This window comes from Streptomyces sp. NPDC050528 (genome assembly GCF_044457795.1).
GTDB lineage: Bacteria > Actinomycetota > Actinomycetes > Streptomycetales > Streptomycetaceae > Streptomyces.
Map to the genome: position 1 here is coordinate 493,444 of NZ_JBITHH010000002.1, position 18,508 is coordinate 511,951.

The 18,508-nt window shown below is 72.3% G+C and carries 12 protein-coding genes and 1 riboswitch; of the genes, 3 read left to right on the forward strand and 9 right to left on the reverse strand.

The genetic code is table 11. The features are described from left to right. Window positions 1–145: 145 nt before the first annotated feature. Together ACIBK4_RS09605 and ACIBK4_RS09610 are read right to left on the reverse strand one after the other, a co-directional pair. Window positions 146–1,489: an NYN domain-containing protein gene (locus ACIBK4_RS09605; RefSeq protein WP_398993757.1), complete on the reverse strand. Its 1,344-nt coding sequence runs from the start codon at window positions 1,487–1,489 to the stop codon at window positions 146–148. A gap of 38 nt (window positions 1,490–1,527) precedes the next feature. Continuing rightward, window positions 1,528–1,767: a hypothetical protein gene (locus tag ACIBK4_RS09610; RefSeq protein WP_033284410.1), complete on the reverse strand. Its 240-nt coding sequence runs from the start codon at window positions 1,765–1,767 to the stop codon at window positions 1,528–1,530. Window positions 1,768–1,926: 159 nt separating this feature from the next. Between ACIBK4_RS09610 and ACIBK4_RS09615 the strand changes: the two genes are divergently transcribed. Both ACIBK4_RS09615 and ACIBK4_RS09620 read left to right on the forward strand, forming a co-directional pair. After that, window positions 1,927–2,712, forward strand: coding sequence for a rhomboid family intramembrane serine protease (locus ACIBK4_RS09615; RefSeq protein ID WP_398993759.1), 786 nt, complete (start codon window positions 1,927–1,929; stop codon window positions 2,710–2,712). After that, a complete protein-coding gene (locus tag ACIBK4_RS09620; RefSeq protein ID WP_019062383.1) occupies window positions 2,709–2,990 on the forward strand; it encodes an Lrp/AsnC family transcriptional regulator in 282 nt (93 codons plus the stop codon). Before ACIBK4_RS09615 ends, ACIBK4_RS09620 begins: the two co-directional genes overlap by 4 nt. A 10-nt stretch (window positions 2,991–3,000) precedes the next feature. On the opposite strand, the gene ACIBK4_RS09625 is transcribed toward ACIBK4_RS09620, so the two are convergent. After that, window positions 3,001–3,966: a helix-turn-helix transcriptional regulator gene (locus ACIBK4_RS09625; RefSeq protein WP_398993761.1), complete on the reverse strand. Its 966-nt coding sequence runs from the start codon at window positions 3,964–3,966 to the stop codon at window positions 3,001–3,003. A gap of 96 nt (window positions 3,967–4,062) precedes the next feature. Here ACIBK4_RS09625 and ACIBK4_RS09630 point away from each other — a divergent pair, with 96 nt between their 5' ends. Next, window positions 4,063–4,428 carry a VOC family protein gene (locus ACIBK4_RS09630; RefSeq protein ID WP_398993763.1) on the forward strand — a complete coding sequence of 122 codons (366 nt, stop codon included), beginning with the start codon at window positions 4,063–4,065 and terminating at the stop codon, window positions 4,426–4,428. 62 nt (window positions 4,429–4,490) lie between these two features. Here the strand turns inward: ACIBK4_RS09630 and ACIBK4_RS09635 are convergent, their stop codons facing one another. The 6 genes from ACIBK4_RS09635 to ACIBK4_RS09660 form a co-directional block, all read right to left on the reverse strand. Continuing rightward, window positions 4,491–5,213, reverse strand: a complete 723-nt coding sequence (locus ACIBK4_RS09635) for a hypothetical protein (RefSeq protein ID WP_398993765.1) — start codon at window positions 5,211–5,213, stop codon at window positions 4,491–4,493. 10 nt (window positions 5,214–5,223) lie between these two features. Beyond that, window positions 5,224–6,585, reverse strand: coding sequence for an aminotransferase class V-fold PLP-dependent enzyme (locus tag ACIBK4_RS09640; RefSeq protein WP_398993767.1), 1,362 nt, complete (start codon window positions 6,583–6,585; stop codon window positions 5,224–5,226). Window positions 6,586–6,748: 163 nt separating this feature from the next. Further along, a riboswitch (SAM riboswitch) is annotated at window positions 6,749–6,865 on the reverse strand. Between the two features lie 75 nt (window positions 6,866–6,940). After that, entirely contained in the window at window positions 6,941–8,005 is a 1,065-nt protein-coding gene (gene trpD / locus ACIBK4_RS09645; protein WP_398993769.1) for an anthranilate phosphoribosyltransferase, read from the reverse strand. A gap of 97 nt (window positions 8,006–8,102) precedes the next feature. Then, window positions 8,103–9,293 (reverse strand): cytochrome P450, encoded by a 1,191-nt coding sequence (locus ACIBK4_RS09650; protein WP_398993771.1) that lies wholly within the window; start codon window positions 9,291–9,293, stop codon window positions 8,103–8,105. A gap of 18 nt (window positions 9,294–9,311) precedes the next feature. Continuing rightward, window positions 9,312–10,526, reverse strand: a complete 1,215-nt coding sequence (locus tag ACIBK4_RS09655) for a cytochrome P450 (protein ID WP_398993773.1) — start codon at window positions 10,524–10,526, stop codon at window positions 9,312–9,314. 29 nt (window positions 10,527–10,555) lie between these two features. After that, complete coding sequence (locus ACIBK4_RS09660) at window positions 10,556–18,508, reverse strand: alpha/beta fold hydrolase (protein WP_398994393.1); 7,953 nt, start codon at window positions 18,506–18,508, stop codon at window positions 10,556–10,558.

An 18,508-nucleotide genomic window follows, 5' to 3' on the forward strand; every position in this document is an offset into this window, starting at 1 on the left:
TTCTGTGATCAGTTCAAATCCTCACACGAAAAAATGCCGTCACTCAAAGCATTCTTTGCACATAACCAACGTGCAGTGATGGTCGATTGACGCTACGTTGCGTGACAGTTCGGCCAATTCAGGCATTAAACCTGTACGTTGACCTTCACGACAGTCGCTTGAGGAGTACCGCAGAAGCGACGGGCCGGGCACCCGCCTTGGCGATGCCGTCGGCGACCTCGCGGTCGGTCGAGGCGACGATCACCGGCCGGCCCGGCGGCTCGGCGCGCACCAGCTGGCGGATCAACTCGTCGGCGGTCACGCCCGGTTTGGAGAACAGCACCCGCACTCCGCGCGGCGGCGCGAGCAGCACCGGCGCGGCCAGCTCGGCCCCGTCGAAGACACAGGTGACCTCGGCACCGGTCTGCGCGGCGAGCTGCGAGAGCTGGCCGAGGAGCCTCAACCGCTGCTTCTCCAAGGGCATTTGGGGATAACCGGTCTTGGTGACGTTGTAGCCGTCGACGACCAGATGGGCCTGCGGCAGCGCGAGCAACTGGTCGAGGATCGCGGGGTCGTTGTCCGACAGCGCCCGCGCCGCGATGTCTTTCGGGGTCATTCGTCCCGGTTCGACCGCGTCGACGGTCTCGGCGGGCCGTACGGAGACGGGCGGCAACGCCAGTTCGCGGCGCAGCCCTTGGGCCGCGTCCAGCACGGTGTCGAGCAGCAGCCGTACCCGCATGTCCTCGACGCTGCGCCCCTCGCGGGCGGCCTTGCGGGTGGCCTCCAGGGCCGCCTCCGCCTCGCCCAGCCGTGACTTGAGGCGGCGGCTCTCGCTCTCGGCGGCGGACAGCTGGACCTGGCTCTCGGCGCGCGTGGTGTCCGTCTCGGCGCGCAGCTTGCGCAGGGCGGCCTCGCCGCGCTTGACGTCACTGTGGGCGGCGCGGAGCTTACGGTGAAGCGATTCCGCTTCCTTCTTCGCCGCCTCCAGCTCGGTGCGCAGCCGCTCGGTCTCGGTCCGGGTCGCGCTCCGCGCCTGCGCCAACTCCTCGCGCAGCCGCTCCAGTTCGGCCCGGCTCTCCTCGTCGGCGCGCTCGGCGTCGGCACGCAGCGCCTCCTCGCCGGCGGCGGTCACCAGCTTCACCCAGCCGGTGGGGCGCAGAACATAGGCCGCGGCCGCCACGTCGAGCGGATCCGCGGCCGGGGGCGGCGAGCCGGAGTCGAGCGCTCCGGCGAGCTCCGACTGGGCCTCTCTGAGCTTCTCCCCGATCCGCTGCCTGAACAGCGGATCGGTCTCCAGCGCGGCGGCCATGGCATTGCCCGCGAACTTGGCGCGCCGGTTGGGGGCGAAGCGGGCGTACTGTCGTAGCTGCGCGGGCAGTTCGGCGACGGTGAGGCCGCCGAAGCCGTCGGAGACGATCTGTACGACTCGCCTCCGCACGCCGTCGGGCAGCGGGCGGTCGAGCACCTCGGCGGCGCCGTCGCCCGGCCCCCCGCCTGAGTTCTCCACCATCCCTCACACCCCAACCATGTGTGCGGGGCCACTCCCTCTCAGGAGCCGGCGCCCGGCCTGTCCACGAGTTCCACCTGATCCACGGCGTTGCACCAGCGGCAGCGCACCGACTCGATGGTCTCACTGACCACCTCGCGCTCCTCCACCTTCGGCTCACCCGCCAGGTCCAGGTGGAGGTACTCCACGACCTTCGACGAGCGCGTCACGTCGAAGCGCGTGAGGTTGCCGCAGAGGGTGCAGCGCCACCGCGTGGAGCCGGTCGGCAGGGGAACCGTCATCGTGGCTGTCCGCTTCCTTCGTTCCAGTTTCCGTGATCGCCGGTTTCCCCGGCGAGTGTGGCTCGTAACCCTACGGCCTGGCGGGTACTCGCCGCTCGGCCGTCCGCGGCGGCGATTCACCCTGTCCCGTTGCATCCCGTTACGTCATGCTCTGTAACCATGATCAGCAACTGGGGCCCGGCCCTCGCCAGGACGTTCCGCGGCACCTCGGCGCCCATGACCTACGTCCTGATCGGCCTGTGCTGCCTGATCTTCGTCCTGGGCCCGGCCTCGGGTTTCGTCCCGTCCTACGGCACCGGGGACACGCTGCTCGCCGTGCAGCGGGCGTACTTCCGCCGCTGGGGAGTGGTTCCGGCCGAACTGTTCGACCACCCCACCTGCGAGGCCCTGACCCCCGTCACGGCCCTGTTCATCCACGGCAGCTGGATCCATCTCCTCGGCAACATGCTCTTCCTCTACGTCTTCGGAGCGATGACCGAGGAACGGCTGGGCCGTGTCGAGTTCACCCTGTTCTACCTGGTCTGCGGCTACCTCGCGCTGCTGGGCTACGCGGTGGCCAACACCGGCTCCGAGCAGTCGCTGGTCGGCGCGTCCGGGGCGATCTCGGCGGTCCTCGGGGCGTTCCTGTACTTGTTCCCCCGGGCCCGCGTGACGAGTCTCCTTCCCTTCCTCTTCTTCCTGCCGCTGCGCTTCCCGGCGTGGGTGGTCCTGCCGTTCTGGGCGGCCCTGCAGTGGCTGGCGGCGGGCCAGGCGGCACAGGGGCCGGGGGTGGCGTACCTCGCCCACCTGGTGGGCTTCACGCTCGGCTTCGGCTACGCGTGGGTGAGATTCAGGAAAAAGAAGGGCCCGAAGGGCGGCCTTGGAGGGGCGGTGGTGGGAGACGGGCGGGCGACTAGAGTTGGGGCCGCCCCAGCAACGGTCCCCGAGGGAGAGAACCAGCCGTGATCACCGCGATCGTCCTCATCAAGACCAGCGTGGACCGGATTCCGGAGATCGCCGAGTCGATCGCCGCGCTCGAATCCGTGAGCGAGGTCTTCTCTGTCACCGGTACGTACGACTTGATCGCGATGGTGCGGGTCCGGCAGCACGAGGACCTGGCCGAGGTGATTCCCGGGCGGATCAGCAAGATTCCCGGGGTGGAGGGGACGGATACGCACGTGGCGTTCCGGACGTACTCGCAGCACGACCTGGAGGCCGCGTTCGCGATCGGGCTGGACTCCTAGCCGTCGCGGGTCAGGGCGTCGGCGACGGCGCATAGTGGTGGGCGAGGCTGGCGGCGAGGTCGCTGAGGTGGGCCCTGGCTTCGGTGGGGCCGTGCACAGTGACGGCGCTCCCGAACGGCAGGAGTGCTCGCACGTCCTCCAGATGCGGGAAGCGGATCGTCACCTTGTGGCCGGTGGCGGAGTCTTCCTGCTCGTCCCGGACGAGTCGTAGGCCGAAGATCCGTCGCGCCCGCTCGATCTGGGCCTGGTCGATGGTGGCGCTGACCTCTATCGCGTGCCTGTGCTCCCACTGATCGACGAGCGCCGCGGCGACGGTGGCCAGGGTCTGGCCCTCGCGGATCCGTCGTGGCCGGTCGACTTCTTCCCACGTCGTGATGCGTTCGAGTCGGTACATTCGCGGCTCCCGGGCGCGGTCGGCGACGAGGTACCAGACGCCGGCCTTGGCCAACAACCCATAGGGGTCGACGACCAGTTCGCGCGGGCCTGACTCGCGTGGGCTGTCGTACTCGATCCGTAGCCGACGACCTCGCCGCACTGCGCCGATCAGCGCAGCCGGGGTCGTGCCGGAAGCTCGCGCCCGGCCCCAGGGACGGCTGTCCACGTGCACGACGTCGGTGAGCGGCAGGAGCTCATGACCTCGGCGTGGCTGTGCAGCGGCGATCTTGGAGAGCGCGCGCCGGCTTTCGGCCGATGCGTCGAGCTCCGCACGTTGCTTCTCGTCCAGCCCGGTGAGCGACAGCTGATCCCGCTCGCCCGGTGTGAGTCGCGTGAGGTCGAACCCGGACCCGGGCAGCATGGTCACGCCTCCGAGGCGGCCACGTTGTGCGGTCACCGGCAGTCCGGCGTCGCGGAGCCAGTTCAGGTCCCGGGTGATGGTGCGAAGGGACACCCCGAGCGCCGAGGCGAGTTCCCGCGTGGTGACGGCATCCCTCGATTCGAGGAGCAGCATCAGGGAGAAGAAGCGGTCCGGGGTCACCCGCCAAGTTTTTCAGGAATGTGCGACACGATGCGGCGCATATCCCGGTCAGGCTGGTGGACACGCATCTACCGGGACCTGCGAGAAGGAACAACCATGACCACGTCCGTCGTGTCCATCGTCTACGTGAACGACGCTCCCGCCGCAGCTCGTTTCTACGGCGACCTCCTCGGCATGAGCCCCTCGCTCGAGACGTCGGGATACGTCACGTTCGACCTCGGGCCCGGTGCCCAACTCGGTCTGTGGTCGGGCCAGTTCGAGGATCTGTCACCGGACGTTCCGCGTACCGGTGAGGTGTGCGTGGCGATCGGCGGTGGACCCGACGAGCTGGACGCGATCTACCAGCGGTGGCGGGCCAAGGGCGTCACGATCCTGCGCGAGCCTCATGACGCGGGGTTCGGCCTGACCTTCCTCGCAGCCGATCCCGACGGGAACCGTATCCGCGTCGCACCGCGGGACTGAAAGGCGGCTACGGCTACGGCGACATCGCCCGCGTCGCCCGCGTCGCCCGAGCCCTCCTGCACCTAGCGGGCGCGCAGCCGCTTCCACAGGGTGACCAGGGCGCACCAGTTCACGACCTCCCAGGCCGGTACCTCGGTGCGGTGCGGGTCGCCGTGTCCGTCCTTGCCCCGCAGGGAGAATCGGGCGTCCCGCGGCCGAAGCCACCAGGACGACGGCACCGGCCAGTCGGGCACGTCGATGTCGAGACACGGCTCCCGCAGGTCGGCCCACCGGTGGACCGGCCGACCGCCCGGGACGAACACCCCGTGCGCGTCGGCCGTGAGCGGGCCGAAGGTGACCTGCCGGCCCGCCTCGATCCGGTCCAGCAGCGCGGGCACCTGAGCGTCGGCCACCCGCTGCCGTACGTGGTCGACGACGAACCGTATCCGCCGGCTCTCGGGACGCTCCTGGTCCGCCGCCCCGACCTCGATCTGCCACTCGTCGAGAAGGAAGCCCTGTTCCGTCCCGTCGCCGAAGCGCAGCCGGTGTCGGTGGCCCAAGGTGTACCAGGCGATGTCGTGGCGCTCGTCGGCCACTTTGATGTGCACGTCGACGGTGGAACGCCAGTGCGTCACGTCCGCCCAGCGACGGACCCGCGCACCGCGTACCAGGACGAACCCCTCCTCGTACAGGTGGACGGGCCTGCCGCCGAGGAGCCGCGGCGCACGTCGCACGACCGCCTCGATCAGCGGCTCGCCCAGCCCTTCGGCTGCCGCCGCCGCACTCACCCCCGGTGGAATCCCCACCCCTGGATGGTCACACGGCAGGCACGCAACGGCCGTCCTCCGTGCGGTAGTTCCACTTGGCGCCGTCGGTCACGAGCTCCCGTACGGCCGTGATGAAACGGTCGACGTGCTCGTCCGGGGTGCCCGCGCCGAAGCTCACGCGGATGGCGTTGAGGGACTTCTCGCCCGGGGTCGCCTCGGGGGCGCCGCACTCGCCCTGGGTCTGGGGGTCGGTGCCGAGGAGGGTGCGGACCAGGGGGTGGGCGCAGAAGAGGCCGTCGCGGACGCCGATGCCGTACTCGGCGGAGAGGGCGGCGGCGAAGTGGGAACTGTTCCAGCCGTCGACCACGAAGGAGATCACGCCGACGCGTGGGGCGTCGTCGCCGAACAGGGACAGGACCTTGACCTGCGGGACCTCGGCCAGGCCGGCCCGCACCTTCCCGATCAGGTGCTGCTCGCGCGCGACCAGCGTGTCGAAGCCGGCCTCGGTCAGGGCCTTGCAGGCCGACGCGATGGAGTAGGCGCCGATGACATTGGGTGAGCCCGCTTCATGCCGCGCGGCGCTCTCGTGCCACTCCACGTCCACTCCCCCGTCCTCGCGCCGGGTGACCTTGCGGCTGGCGCCGCCGCCCGCGAGGTAGGGGTCGGCGGCCTGGAGCCAGTCGGCGCGGCCGGCGAGGACGCCCGAGCCGAAGGGGGCGTAGAGCTTGTGGCCGGAGAAGGCGATCCAGTCGACGTCGAGGTCCTGGACGGAGACCGGGTGGTGCGGGGCGAGTTGGGCGGCGTCGAGGACGATCCGGGCGCCGTGGGCGTGGGCCGCGGCCGCCAACTCCCGTACGGGCCACAGCTCGCCGGTGACGTTCGAGGCGCCGGTGACGCAGACCAGGGCCGGGCCCTGGGGGTCGCGGGCGGCAAGGGCCTGCACCAGGGTCTCGACGGCCTGGGCCGGGGTGCGCGGGGCGTTGAGGTAGGTGACCCGGGCGTCCTTCCAGGGGAGCAGGGACGCGTGGTGCTCGGTCTCGAAGACGAAGACCTGGCAGTCGGCGGGGAGGGCCGCGGCGAGGAGGTTCAGGGAGTCCGTGGTGGAGCGGGTGAAGATCAGCTGGTCGTCGGGGCGGCAGTCCAGGAACTCCTCGACCGTCTTCCGCGCGTTCTCGAACAGGTCCGTGGAGAGCTGCGAGAGGTAACCGGCGCCGCGGTGCACGCTGCCGTAGTACGGGGCGTAGGCCGCCACGTCGTCCCAGACGCGCTGGAGGGCGGGGGCGCTGGCCGCGTAGTCGAGGGCCGCGTAGGTGACTTCGCCGCCCGTGACGAGCGGGACGGTGACATCCCGGCCGAGAACGGGCAGCGGGGCACAAATAGTCGTAGCGGCGGCAACGGTGGAGACAGACATGGCGAACTCCCGTGAGAGGCAGGCGAATTCACTGCGCGAGCGGACAGGCTTCGGCGCAGGAAAGAGTGAAGGGGATGTGCGGAGTGGGGGCTTCGCGCCCTATCGCATTCGCTTGCTCACAGAGAGCTCCCTCGATGACCAGGACCCCTGGTGTCTTTCGAGGGGCCCGCGCTTGCCGCAGACCTCGCTGCCTACGGCCTGGTCTTCACCCGGGGCACCCCGCCACGGACGGAGGGTTGCCGGACAGTCGGCCGGGGCCTCATGACTGTCACTCATGACCTGGTCGGAAAATTTACGTGAGGTGATCGTCGTCCCGCAACCCGTGTCCGGATCGCGGGACGACGACCGCCGGCGGCTACCTGTTGGTGGCGGCCGCCCACCGCTCCAGCGTGCGCTTGGCCGCCCCCGAGTCGATCGACTCCGCGGCCTTGTCCATCCCGGCCCGGATCCGGTCCGCCAACGGCCCGTCCCCGGCCTCCAGGGCCACCAGCGCGGCCGCCGAGTTCAGGAGTACGGCATCCCGCACGGGGCCCGTCTCGCCGTCCAGGAGACGGCGGGCGACGCCGGCGTTGTACTCGGGGTCGGCACCGCGCAGCGCCTCCACCGGGACCAGTTCGAGGCCTACGTCCCTCGGGTCGAAGGTCTCCTCGGTGACCTTGCCGTCGCGGACGATCCACACCCGGGAGGTGGCGGTGGTCGTCAGCTCGTCGAGGCCGTCGTCGCCGCGGAACACGAGCGAGGAGTTGCCTCGCTCGGCGAAGACGCCCGCGATGATGGGTGCCATCCGCGGGTCGGCGACCCCGACCGCCTGGGCGCGCACCTTCGCGGGGTTGGTCAGCGGGCCCAGCGCGTTGAACACCGTGCGGATGCCCAACTGGCCGCGCGCGGCGCCCGCGTGACGCAGGGCCGGGTGGAACTTGATCGCGAAGCAGAAGGTGATCCCGGCCTCCTCGGCGACCTCGGCCACCCGCTTGGGGGTCAGTTCCAGGTTGACGCCGAGCCGCTCCAGGACGTCGGAGGCGCCGGACGCGGAGGACGCGGCCCGGTTGCCGTGCTTGACGACCTTCGCGCCCGTGCCGGCGATCACGATCGAGGACATCGTGGAGATGTTCACCGTCTTCGCGCCGTCGCCGCCGGTGCCGACGATGTCCACCGTCTCCCCGGACACGTCGATCACGTTCGCGTGCGCGTACATCGCGCGCACGAGACCGGTGATCTCCTCGACGGTCTCCCCCTTGGCCCGCAACGCCACCACGAACCCGGCGATCTGCGCGTCCGTCGCCTCGCCGCGCATGATCTGGTCCATCGCCCAGAACGTGGCATCGGCGTCCTGGTCCTGGCCGTACAGCAGCGAGTTCAGTACCTCGGGCCAGGAACGGGCCGCCGCGGTGTCGCCTCCAGCGGGGGTCACAGCGCTCATGGGGCCGCTCCTGATGGTCGTAGACAAAGTGTGACCCCACCCTATCCAGCCCCGACGGCGCCGAAGGGCACTGTCCGCACACCGGACCGCGGTGCGGTCAGCCGAAGGTGACCGGGAGGTGGTGGAGTCCGCGGAGCATCAGGCTGGGGCGCCAGACGAGGGCGTCCGGGTCGGTGTCGAGTGCCAGTCGCGGGCAGCGCTCCAGCAGGGTGCGGAAGGCGACCGCGGCCTGCATCCGGGCCAGTGGTGCGCCCAGGCAGTGGTGGATGCCGTAGCCGAACGCCATGTGGCCGCGGGCGTCCCGCCGGATGTCGAAGCGGTCGGGGTCCGCGAAGCGCCCGGAGTCGCGGGAGGCCGCGGCCAGGACCACGGCGACCGATTCGCCGCTGTCGACGAGCGTCCCGCCGATCTCCACCGGTTCCTTGGTGTAGCGGAACGCCGTGGTCTCCACCGGGCCCTCGTAGCGGAGCATCTCCTCGACCGCTTTCTCCATCAGCGACCAGTCGGCTCGCAGGGCCGCCAGTTGATCGGGGTGCCGCAGCAGGGCGAGGGTTCCGCCGGAGAACAGATTGGCCGCCGTCTCGTAGCCCGCCACCAGCAGCAGGAAGGCCATGCCCAGCATCTCCTCGGCGGTCAGCCGGTCCTCCCCGTCGCCCGTGTCGCCGGCCAGCGCGCTCAACAGGTCGGTGCCCGGGGTGAGTTGCTTGGCGGCGATGAGGTCGGCCAGATAGCCGGTCATCGCCTGCGCGGCGGCACCGGCCACTTCGGGGCGGGTGAAATCGGTGCTCTCCAAGTACCAGTCGTGGAAGGCCTTGCGGTCGCCGGCCGGCACGCCGAGCAGTTCGCAGATCACCGCGAGGGGCAACGGCAGCGCGAACGCCTCGACCAGGTCCGCCCGTCCCGACGGCAGCATGGCGTCCACCAGCTCGTCCGCGATCTGCTGGACCCTCGGCCGCAGTGCCTCGATCCGTCGTGTCGTGAAGTTCCGGGCCACCAGTCCGCGCAGCCGGGTGTGCTGCGGCGGGTCCGTCTGCACCATGTTCAGGCCGATGGAGTTGCCTCCGTCGTCCTGCCACGCGGCCGAGTGCCGGATGTCGTTCGACAGCCGCGGATCGGTCAGGAGGGCGCGCGCCTCCTCGTGGCCCACGACGAGCCAGAACTCGCCCGACGCGGCCGTTCGCACCCGGTGCACCGGCCCCTGCTCGCGCATGCGGGCGTAGACCGGATAGGGGTCGTCGACGAAACCCTGGCCGTGTGCCGACAGGTCTTCGAAGTGTGTCAAGGGCATGGCGTTTCCTCACTCACATCAGTTCGCGGGCCAGGTGACGGGAAGGGCCAGCAGTCCGTGCAGGACGAGCCCGCCCGGGAGCCGGTGCGGTTCGAAGCCGGGGGCCAGGTGCAGGTCCGGCACGGTGGTGGTCAGGGTTTCCAGGGCGATACGGCCCTGCAGCCGGGCCAGGTCCGCGCCCGGGCAGGTGTGCGGGCCGTGGCCGAACGCGAGGTGGCCCGTCGGGGCGCCGCGGTCGAGCCGGAACGCCTCGGGGTCGTCGGCCGTCTCGGGGTCCCGGCCCACCGCGGCGACCATCGCGTACACCTTGGCGCCGGCCGGGATCCGTACCCCGCCGACGGCCGTGTCCTCGGTGGCCGTGCGGAGCGCGCTCTGGAGCGAGGCGGAGTGCCGGAGCCCCTCCTCCACGGCGGCCGGGACCAGGCCGGGGTCGGCGACGACCGCCTCCCACCGGTCCCGGTCCGCCAGCAGCCGGTGGACGGTGTTGGTGATGAGGTGGCCGGTGGGCTCGTGGGCGGACGGGAGCAGGCTGAGGAGGGCGGCCACGGCGTCGTCGGGCGGGCAGTCGGCCGCGGCGAGGGAGCCGAGCAGATCGTCGGCCGGGTGGCGCCGCCGGTCCTCCAGCAGGGCCCGGAAGTACGCCTCGTACGCCAACACGCTCTTCGCGCAGCGGAGTTGGTCCTCCTCGGGCAGCGGGAGGACCTGCATGAGGAGCCAGTCGTCGTTCCACGCCTTGACCATGGTGCGGTCCTCGGCCGGTACGCCGATGATGTCGCAGATCACCGCGAGGGTCAGGGGGTGGGCGAAGGCGGCGAACAGGTCGGTCTCCCCCTTGTCCCTCACCTCGCCGAGAAGCGCCTCGGCGTGTGCGCGGATCGCCGGTTCCCGCGGGCGCAGGGCGTCCGGGGTGAGCGACTGCTCCACGAGGGCGCGGAATCGGCCGTGGTCGGGCGGGTCCGTGTGGAACGGCGGCACCCGGTAGTACACCGAGTCGGCGAGGAGCTCCCGGCACGCGTCGGTGAACTCGTAGGCGCCGCGGGTGTTCTCCCGGCAGGTGAAGCGGACCGGGTCCGCCAGCACGGCGGTCACCTCCGCGCGGCCCGTCACGGCCCAGGGGCCGTGCGCGCTCAGCGGGCAGACGGGTGCGCTGTCACGGGCGGCCCGGTAGGTGTCGTACGGGTTCGCCGTGTATCCGGGGTCCGAGAGGTCGAACAGCGGGGTGGCTTCGGTCATCTGTGTCTCCTTCGTGCGGCGCAGGGGGATCACAGGCCGCGTTCGGCCATCCAGTCCTCGATGGCGGCGGTGGTCAGCGGCAGGTTGTGTTCCATGATCGTGAAGTGGTCGCCGGGGGTGGCCCGTGCGGTGTGCGGGAGCGGCCAGGCCGCCCGCCAGCCCCCGTCGTCGAAGCCCTCGTCCTGGTGGGGCATGGGGTCGGCGGCGCTCAGGAAGAGCGTCGGGGCCTCGATCGGGCCGAGCTCGCACTCCCGCATGAACAGGGCGTTGTAGCGGCCCATCGCGGTCAGCTTCACCCCGTTCAGGGCGAGCGGGCCGAGGAGTTGCTCGCGGGAGTCCAGGCCCTCGTTCATCGCGATGGTGGTCTTCTCGGAGAACTGGTGCGTGGCCTGGAAGGTGTCGAGCAGCACCACCGCGGCGGGCCCGAGCCCCGCCTCCTCGGCCCGCATCGCCAGGGCGTGGGCGATCAGGCCGCCCATGGAGTGCCCCAGCAGCACGAACGGCGCACCGCCGACGGTCTCGCGCAGCTTCGCCAGATGGACCTCGACCAGGGCGGCGAACGAGTCCGCCACCAACTCCCCTTCGCCATAACCGGGGTTGACCAGCGATATGACGTCCCGGCGGCCCTCGAAGTGCTGCGCCATCATGCCGTACTGGATCGGCCCGGCGGTGGCGGTGATCGCCGGCAGGCACACCAGCATGGTCCGGCCGCCGTCGCCGGTGGCCATGCGGACGGGGGGCAGTGCGTGGTCGGGCGCGTCCTCGACGGTGAAGGAGGGGCGCAGCCAGCCGGCCGCCTGGATGAGGTCCATGCCGACGGATCCGGCCCGGCCGAGGGCGTACGACTGGTGGTAGAGGGAGGTGATGCTGTCCAAGGGGTCGGTCGCGGGCACGGCGAGTGGCTCCGGGTCCGGTGCCGCGGCGGGCTCCATCAGCTCGCCGAGCCGGGCGGCGAGCCGGGACGTGGTCGAGTGCTCGAAGGTCGTCGTCGACGGGAGCCGCAGGTCCAGCAGGGTGCCGAGGCGGTCCCTGAGGGCGATCCCCGCGATCGAGTCCATCCCGAGGTCCAGGAACTCCACGTCCTCGGCGATGTCCGTGGCGTCCTGGCGCAGTACGGCGGTCAGTTGGTCGCGGACGAGCCGTGCCAGCAGCCCGGGGCGCTCCTCGGGCGCGGCCTCCCTGACCAGGCGGGCGGCGGCGCTGTCCGCGGGGGCGGGGGTGCGCCGGGGGTTCTCGGGCCGTGCGGCGGATGTCTCCGCGGCCGTCCGGAAGCGGTCGGCGGACACCGTGCGCAGGGTCAACCCACCGATCGTCGCGACCGGTTGGCCGATGCTGCCCGCGACGAGGACCCGCAGGGTGTCGCCGTCGGGGGCGGTCAGCCGGACCCGGAGCGTGCTGGTGGGCGCGGAGTGCAGCCGGATGTCGGACCAGGAGAACGGCATCCGGAGCCGGCCGTCCTCGAAGGGGCCGCCCGGCACGCCCGCCGCGTGCAGGGACGCGTCCAGGAGCGCCGGATGCAGGACGAAGCCGTCGGCCGAGCCGGTGTCGGCCAGGGACACCTCGGCGAAGACCTCGTCCCCGCGCCGCCAGACGGCACGCAGGCCGCGGAAGGCGGGCCCGTACGCGTACCCGCGGGCGGCCGACGCGTCGTAGAAGCCGTCCAGGGGAAGGGCGGTGGCGCCCGGCGGCGGCCAGGTTCCGGAGAGGTCCGGGGGCGTGGTGTCCGCGGCCGGTGGTGCCAGGAGCGCCCGCGCGTGGCAGGTCCATCCGGTCTCGGTGTCCGCGGCGGCGGTCTCGGCGCGGGAGTGGACGGTCAGTGCGCGCCGCCCGTCGGGGTCCGGCCCGGTCACCTGCACCTGGACGTGGACGGCGGCGTCGAGGAACAGCGGTTCCTCCAGGGTGAGTTCGGCGATACGGGGGCAGCCGGACGCGTGGCCCGCGTACAGCGCCCAGTCGACGAGGACGCTGCCGGGCAGGACGACGGAGTCCAGCACCGTGTGGTCGCCGAGCCAGGGGTGGGCCGTACGCGAGAGCCTTCCGGTGTAGACGACCGTGTCGCTGCCGACGGGGGCGAGCGCGCCTGCCAGCAGGGGGTGTTCCGGGGTCGTCAGGCCGATGCCGCTCGCGTCGTCGGAGTGTTCGGGGGCGTCCAGCCAGTAGCGCTGCCGCTGGAAGGCGTAGGTCGGCAGGTCCACCGGTCGCCCGCCGCGGAAGGTCCGGGTCCAGTCGACCGGGGCGCCGACGACGAAGGCCGCCGCGAGCGCGATGAGCAGCTGCTCCCGGCTGTCCTCGGCGCGGCGCAGTGTCCCGGTGACGGCGGCGGGAGCCGCGTCCTCCAGGGTGTGCTCGATCGCGCCGGTCAGCACCGGGTGCGGGCTGACCTCGACGAACAGGTCGTGTCCGGCGTCGGCGAGGGCGCGGGTCGCCGAGTCGAACCGTACGGTCTCGCGCAGGTTGCGGTACCAGTAGTCCGCGTCCAGGGACGCGCCGGCGACGAGGCCGGCGGTGACGGTGGAGTACAGCGGCAGTTCGCCCGGGCGGGGCAGGACCGGTGCGGCGAGGGCGAGGAGCGGTTCGCGCAGCCGCTCGACCTGCGGGGTGTGCGAGGCGTAGTCCACCGGGATACGGCGGGCCCGCACCCCGTCCCGTGCGCACACCTCCATCAGCTCGTCCAGCGCGTCGGCCGCCCCGGCGACCACGGTGGCCGTCGGCCCGTTCACGGTGGCCACGCAGATCCGCTCGTCCCACGGCGCCAGCAGTGCGGCCGCCCTGTCGGCGGGCAGGGCGAGGGACACCATGCCGCCCCGACCGGCGAGTTCACGAGCGATCACCTGACTGCGCAACGCCACCAAACGCGCACCGTCCTCCAGGGACAGCACACCGGCGACACACGCGGCCGCGATCTCCCCCTGCGAATGGCCGACGACGGCAGCAGGCTCGACGCCGGACGACCGCCACACCTCCGCGAGGGAAACCATCACCGCCCACAGAGCGGGCTGCACGACATCGACCCGGTCCAGCGCACCGCCCCGCAGGACATCCAACAAGTCCCAGTCCGTGTGCGGGGCAAGCGCCCGAGCGCACTTCTCCGCCGACTCGGCGAACACCGGTGAACTGTCGAGGAGTTCGGCGGCCATACCGACCCACTGCGAACCCTGCCCCGGGAACACGAACACCGTACGGGGGCTGCGGTCGCCCCGCGTTCCCCGGACCAGGCCGGTCTCCGGTTCGCCGCGCCCCAACGCCGCCAGCCGGTCCAGGAGTTCGGCGCGGGTCCGCCCGACCACCACGGCACGGTGGGTGAACAGCGGCCGGGAGAGCAGGGTGCGGGCGACGTCGGCGGGGTGCAGGTCCGGGTCGCCGCTCACCCGCTCGTGCAGGCGGCGGGCCTGTTCGGCGAGGCTGTCGGGATGCTTCGCCGAGAGGACCCAGGGCACCGGGGCCGGTTCGGCCTCGACGGGGGCGGGCTCGGGCTCGGCCGGTGGCTCCTCCAGGATCACGTGCGCGTTGGTGCCGCTGATGCCGAAGGACGACACGGCACCCAGCCTCGGCCGCCGCGACCGGGGCCAGTTCAGGTTCTCGTCGGCCAGGCGCAGCGCCCCGGACTCCCAGTCGATGTGGGTGGCGGGCCGCTCGGCGTGCAGGGTGCGGGGGACGACGCCGTGGCGCATCGCCATGACCATCTTGATCACACCGGCCACACCCGCCGCCGCCTGCGTATGACCGATGTTCGACTTCAACGACCCCAACAACAAAGGCCGTTCAGCGGGACGACCCTGACCGTACGTCGCCAACAGCGCGCCCGCCTCGATCGGATCCCCCAACGAGGTCCCCGTACCGTGCGCCTCCACGACGTCCACATCGGAAGCCGCGACCCCCGCACCCGCCAGCGCCTGCCGGATCACCCGCTCCTGCGCCGGACCACTCGGCGCCGTCAGACCGTTCGACGCACCGTCCTGGTTCAGGGCCGAGCCGCGCAGCAGCGCGAGGATCTGGTGGCCGTTGCGCCGGGCGTCCGACAGTCGCTCCACCACGAGCATGCCGACGCCCTCGGCGAAGCCCATGCCGTCGGCGTCGGCGGAGAACGCCTTGGAGCGGCCGTCGGGGGCGAGTCCGCCGACCCGGCTGAACTCGATCATCGGCCGGGGTGTCGACATGACGGTCACCCCGCCCGCGACCGCGAGCGTGCAGTCGCCCTGCCGCAGTGCCTGTGCGGCCAGGTGCAGGGCGACCAGCGACGACGAACACGCCGTGTCCACGGTGATGGCAGGTCCTTCGAGGCCCAGCGTGTACGCGATGCGCCCGGAGGCCACGCTGTTGGCGCTGCCGTTGCCCAGGTACCCCTCGAACCCGTCGAGCAGCTTGGGGAAGCGGGCCGCGTAGTCGTTGTAGATCAGGCCCGCGAAGACGCCGGTCGGGGTGGAACGCAGCGATGCCGGGTCGATGCCCGCGTGTTCCACGGCCTCCCAGGTGGTCTCCAGGAGGAGCCGCTGCTGGGGGTCGGTCGCCAGCGCCTCCCGGGGTGAGATCCCGAAGAACTCGGGGTCGAAGTCGGCCATGTCGTGCAGGAATCCGCCGACCTGCTGGAAACGGTCCTCCTCGGTGCCGGGGGTGCCCAGCTCGACCTGCCAGCCGCGGTCGCCGGGGTAGGCGCCCATCGCGTCCCGTCCGTCGGCGAGCAGCTGCCACAGATCCTCGGGCGAGCGCACCCCGCCGGGGAACCGGCAGCTCATGCCGACGATCGCGATCGGGTCGTCGTCGTCCGCCGTGCGGGGCAGGGCCGGTACGGCGCCGGCAGCGCTCTCGGGTACGAGTCGCGCGCCGAGCGCCGCCGCCAGCGCGGCCGGGGTCGGGTGGTCGAAGACGAGGGACACCGGGAGCCGCAGCCCGGTGACGGTGCCGAGCCGGTTGCGCAGCTCGACGGCGGTCAGCGAGTCGAAGCCGAGGTCCTTGAAAGCCCGGTCGGCGGCGACCACGTCATCGGCTTCGTGGTCCTCGTGTCCCAGGACCGCGGCGGCCTGGACGCGCACCAGGTCGAGCAACGCCCGGTCGCGGTCGGTCGGCGCCATCGCGGCCAGCCGGGCCCCCAACTCCCCGCTGCCGGCAGTGGTGTTCACCGCCGCGCGCCTGGCCGGCGTACGCACCAGGCCGCGCAACAGCGGCGCCGGGGTCCCCGGGCGGCGCAGGTCCAGGGCGACGGGGACGCTCAGCGCGCGGGGCGAGCGTACGGCCGTGTCGAAGAGGGCGAGGCCCTCGGCGGTGGAGAGCGGGCGGATGCCGAGACGGCGCATCCGGTCGAGGTCCGTTTCCGTCAACTCGCCGGTGAGCGCGCTGCGTTCGGCCCACAGTCCCCAGGCGAGCGAGTGGGCCGGCAGACCCTGGGCGCGGCGGTGGCGGGCGAGTTCGTCGAGGAATGCGTTGGCGGCGGCGTAGTTGCCCTGGCCGGCCGCGCCGAGGACGCCGGCCGCGGAGGAGAACAGTACGAAGAAGGCGAGGTCGCGGTCCCGGGTGAGCTCGTGCAGGTGCCAGGCCGCGTCCGCCTTGGCCCGCAGGACGGTGTCCAGCCGTTCGGGGGTGAGCGCGGAGACGACGCCGTCGTCCACGGTGGCGGCCGCGTGCACCACGCCCCGCAGACCGGGAATCCCGTCCAGCAGGGCGGCCAGCGCGGCGCGGTCGGACACGTCGCATGCCGACACGCGCACGGTGGCACCCAACTGGGCGAGTTCCGCGGCGAGTTCGGCGGCTCCGGGCGCCTCGTCGCCCCGGCGGGAGACCAGGACGAGGTCGGTGACCGCATGCGCGGTGACGAGATGCCGGGCCACGGCCGATCCGACGACACCGGTTCCGCCGGTGACCAGGACCGTCCCCTCGACCGCCGCCGCGGGCGTGGTCAGCACCGCCTTGCCGGTGAGCCGCGCCCGGCTCAGCTGCCGGAAGGCCTCCGGCGCCTGCCGGACGTCCCAGGCGGTCAGCGGCGGCGGGGCCAGGACGCCCTCCTCGAAGAGCCCGGCGAGCCGCGCGAGCATCTCCCCGAGCCGCTCGGCACCGGCCTCCCCGAGGTCGAACGCCCGGTACCGTACGCCCGGTTGACGCGCGGCCACCTCCGCCGCGTCCCGTACGTCCGTCTTGCCCATCTCGACGAAGCGGCCGCCCCGGGGCAACAGGCGCAGCGAGGCGTCCACGAACTCGCCCGCCAGGCAGTTCAGTACGGCGTCGACGCCCCGACCACCGCTCTCCGCGAGGAAGGTGTCCGCGAAGTCCAGGGTGCGCGAGGACGCGATCCGCGCGGCCGGGACACCGGCGCTCCGCACGGCGGACCACTTGGGCTCGCTCGCGGTCGCATACACCTCAAGGCCGAGATGCCTGGCCAACCGCACCGCCGCCGTGCCCACTCCCCCGGCGGCGGCGTGCACGAGCAGGGACTCGCCGGCCCGCATTCCGGCCAGATCCACCAGCGCGTAGTAGGCGGTCAGGTAGGCCGCGGGCGCGGAGGCCGCCTCGGCGAAGGTCCATCCGCGCGGCACCCGGACGAGCAGTCGGCTGTCGGCCACCGCGACCGGTCCGCCGTACGTCCCGGACAGCAGCCCCATGACCCGGTCGCCCACCGCGAGACCGTCCACGCCGGGGGCGGTCTCCACGACCACTCCGGCACCCTCGCTGTCGAAGAGCGCCTGGGGCGCCTGCGCCACGACGCCCAACGCGACCAGTACGTCACGGAAGTTGACGCCGGTCGCGCGTACGGCCACCCGGACCTGGCCCGCTTCCAGCGGCAGCTCCGGGGACGGGGTCAGGCGCAGCGCGTCGAGGGTGCCGCCGGTGTCGAGGTCGAGGCTCCAGGTGCCGTGCGCCGGGACGGGGAGGGAGGTCGCGGGGCGGCGCAGCCGGGGTGCGAAGAGCCGGCCGTCACGGAGCGCGGTCTCGGGTTCGTCGGTGCTCGGGGCCGGTGCCGGGACGTCCAGGTCCAGCTGGGCGAACCGGTCCGGGTGCTCCGAACACAGCGAACGCCACAGCCCGCGGACGGCGGCCGTGGCCACCTCGCCGCGCTCACCCGGGAGCACCGCCGCCGCCCGCCGGGTCACCAGCACGAGCCTGGCCGTCTCCAACTCGGCGCGGTCCAGCCACTCTTGAAGCGTGCCCAGCACAGTGGCCAGCCGCTCCCGGGCGGCCGCCGGCACGTCGTCCTCCTCCGCATCACCCGACGGGCAAGGCAGCAGCACCGTCTCCGGTACCGGCTCGCCCGCACGGACGGCAGCCGCCAGGGCGGCGACATCGGCGTGCACCGTGCCACCGAGACCGGCCAGGGCCGTACCGATCACCGCCGTCCGCCCCGGAGCACCGCCGGACACCGGAACCCAGTCCAGTTCGAACATCGAGTCCGGCGGTACGGCGGTCCCGTGCGCCTCGGCCGGCGGGCGCACCGTGATCCCGTCGATCGTGACCACCGGCAGACCCGCCAGGTCGGTCATCGACAGCGCGAAGGCGTCGGGCCCGATCCGTGTCGCCCGTACCCGTGCGACGGTCGCGCCGGTGGCGTGGATCCGCGCCCCGCTGAACGAGAACGGCACCATGCGCTCCGCCCCGCCGTCCAGCAACTCCACCAGCCGGGTCTGCAACGCCGCGTCCAGCAGCGCCGGGTGGACGCCGAACCGTCCGGCCGCACCGCCCGGCGCCGGGAGTTCGACCTCGGCGAAGAGGTCGTCACCGCGCCGCCAGACGGCACGTACACCCTGGAAGGCCGGGCCGTAGCCGTACCCCTGCTCGGCCAGACGGTCGTAGAACCCGTCGACGGCGACCGGTTCGGCACCCCGCGGGGGCCACTCGGCACTGCCGGTCGCCTCATCGGCGCCCGGCGGGAGTGCCGTCAGGGATCCGACGGCATGGCAGGTCCAGTCCCGCGCGTCGTCGGGCTGCTCCGCACGGGACGGCCGGCTGTACAGCCGTATCGCCCGCTCCCCGTGCTCGTCGGCCGCGTCGACACTCAC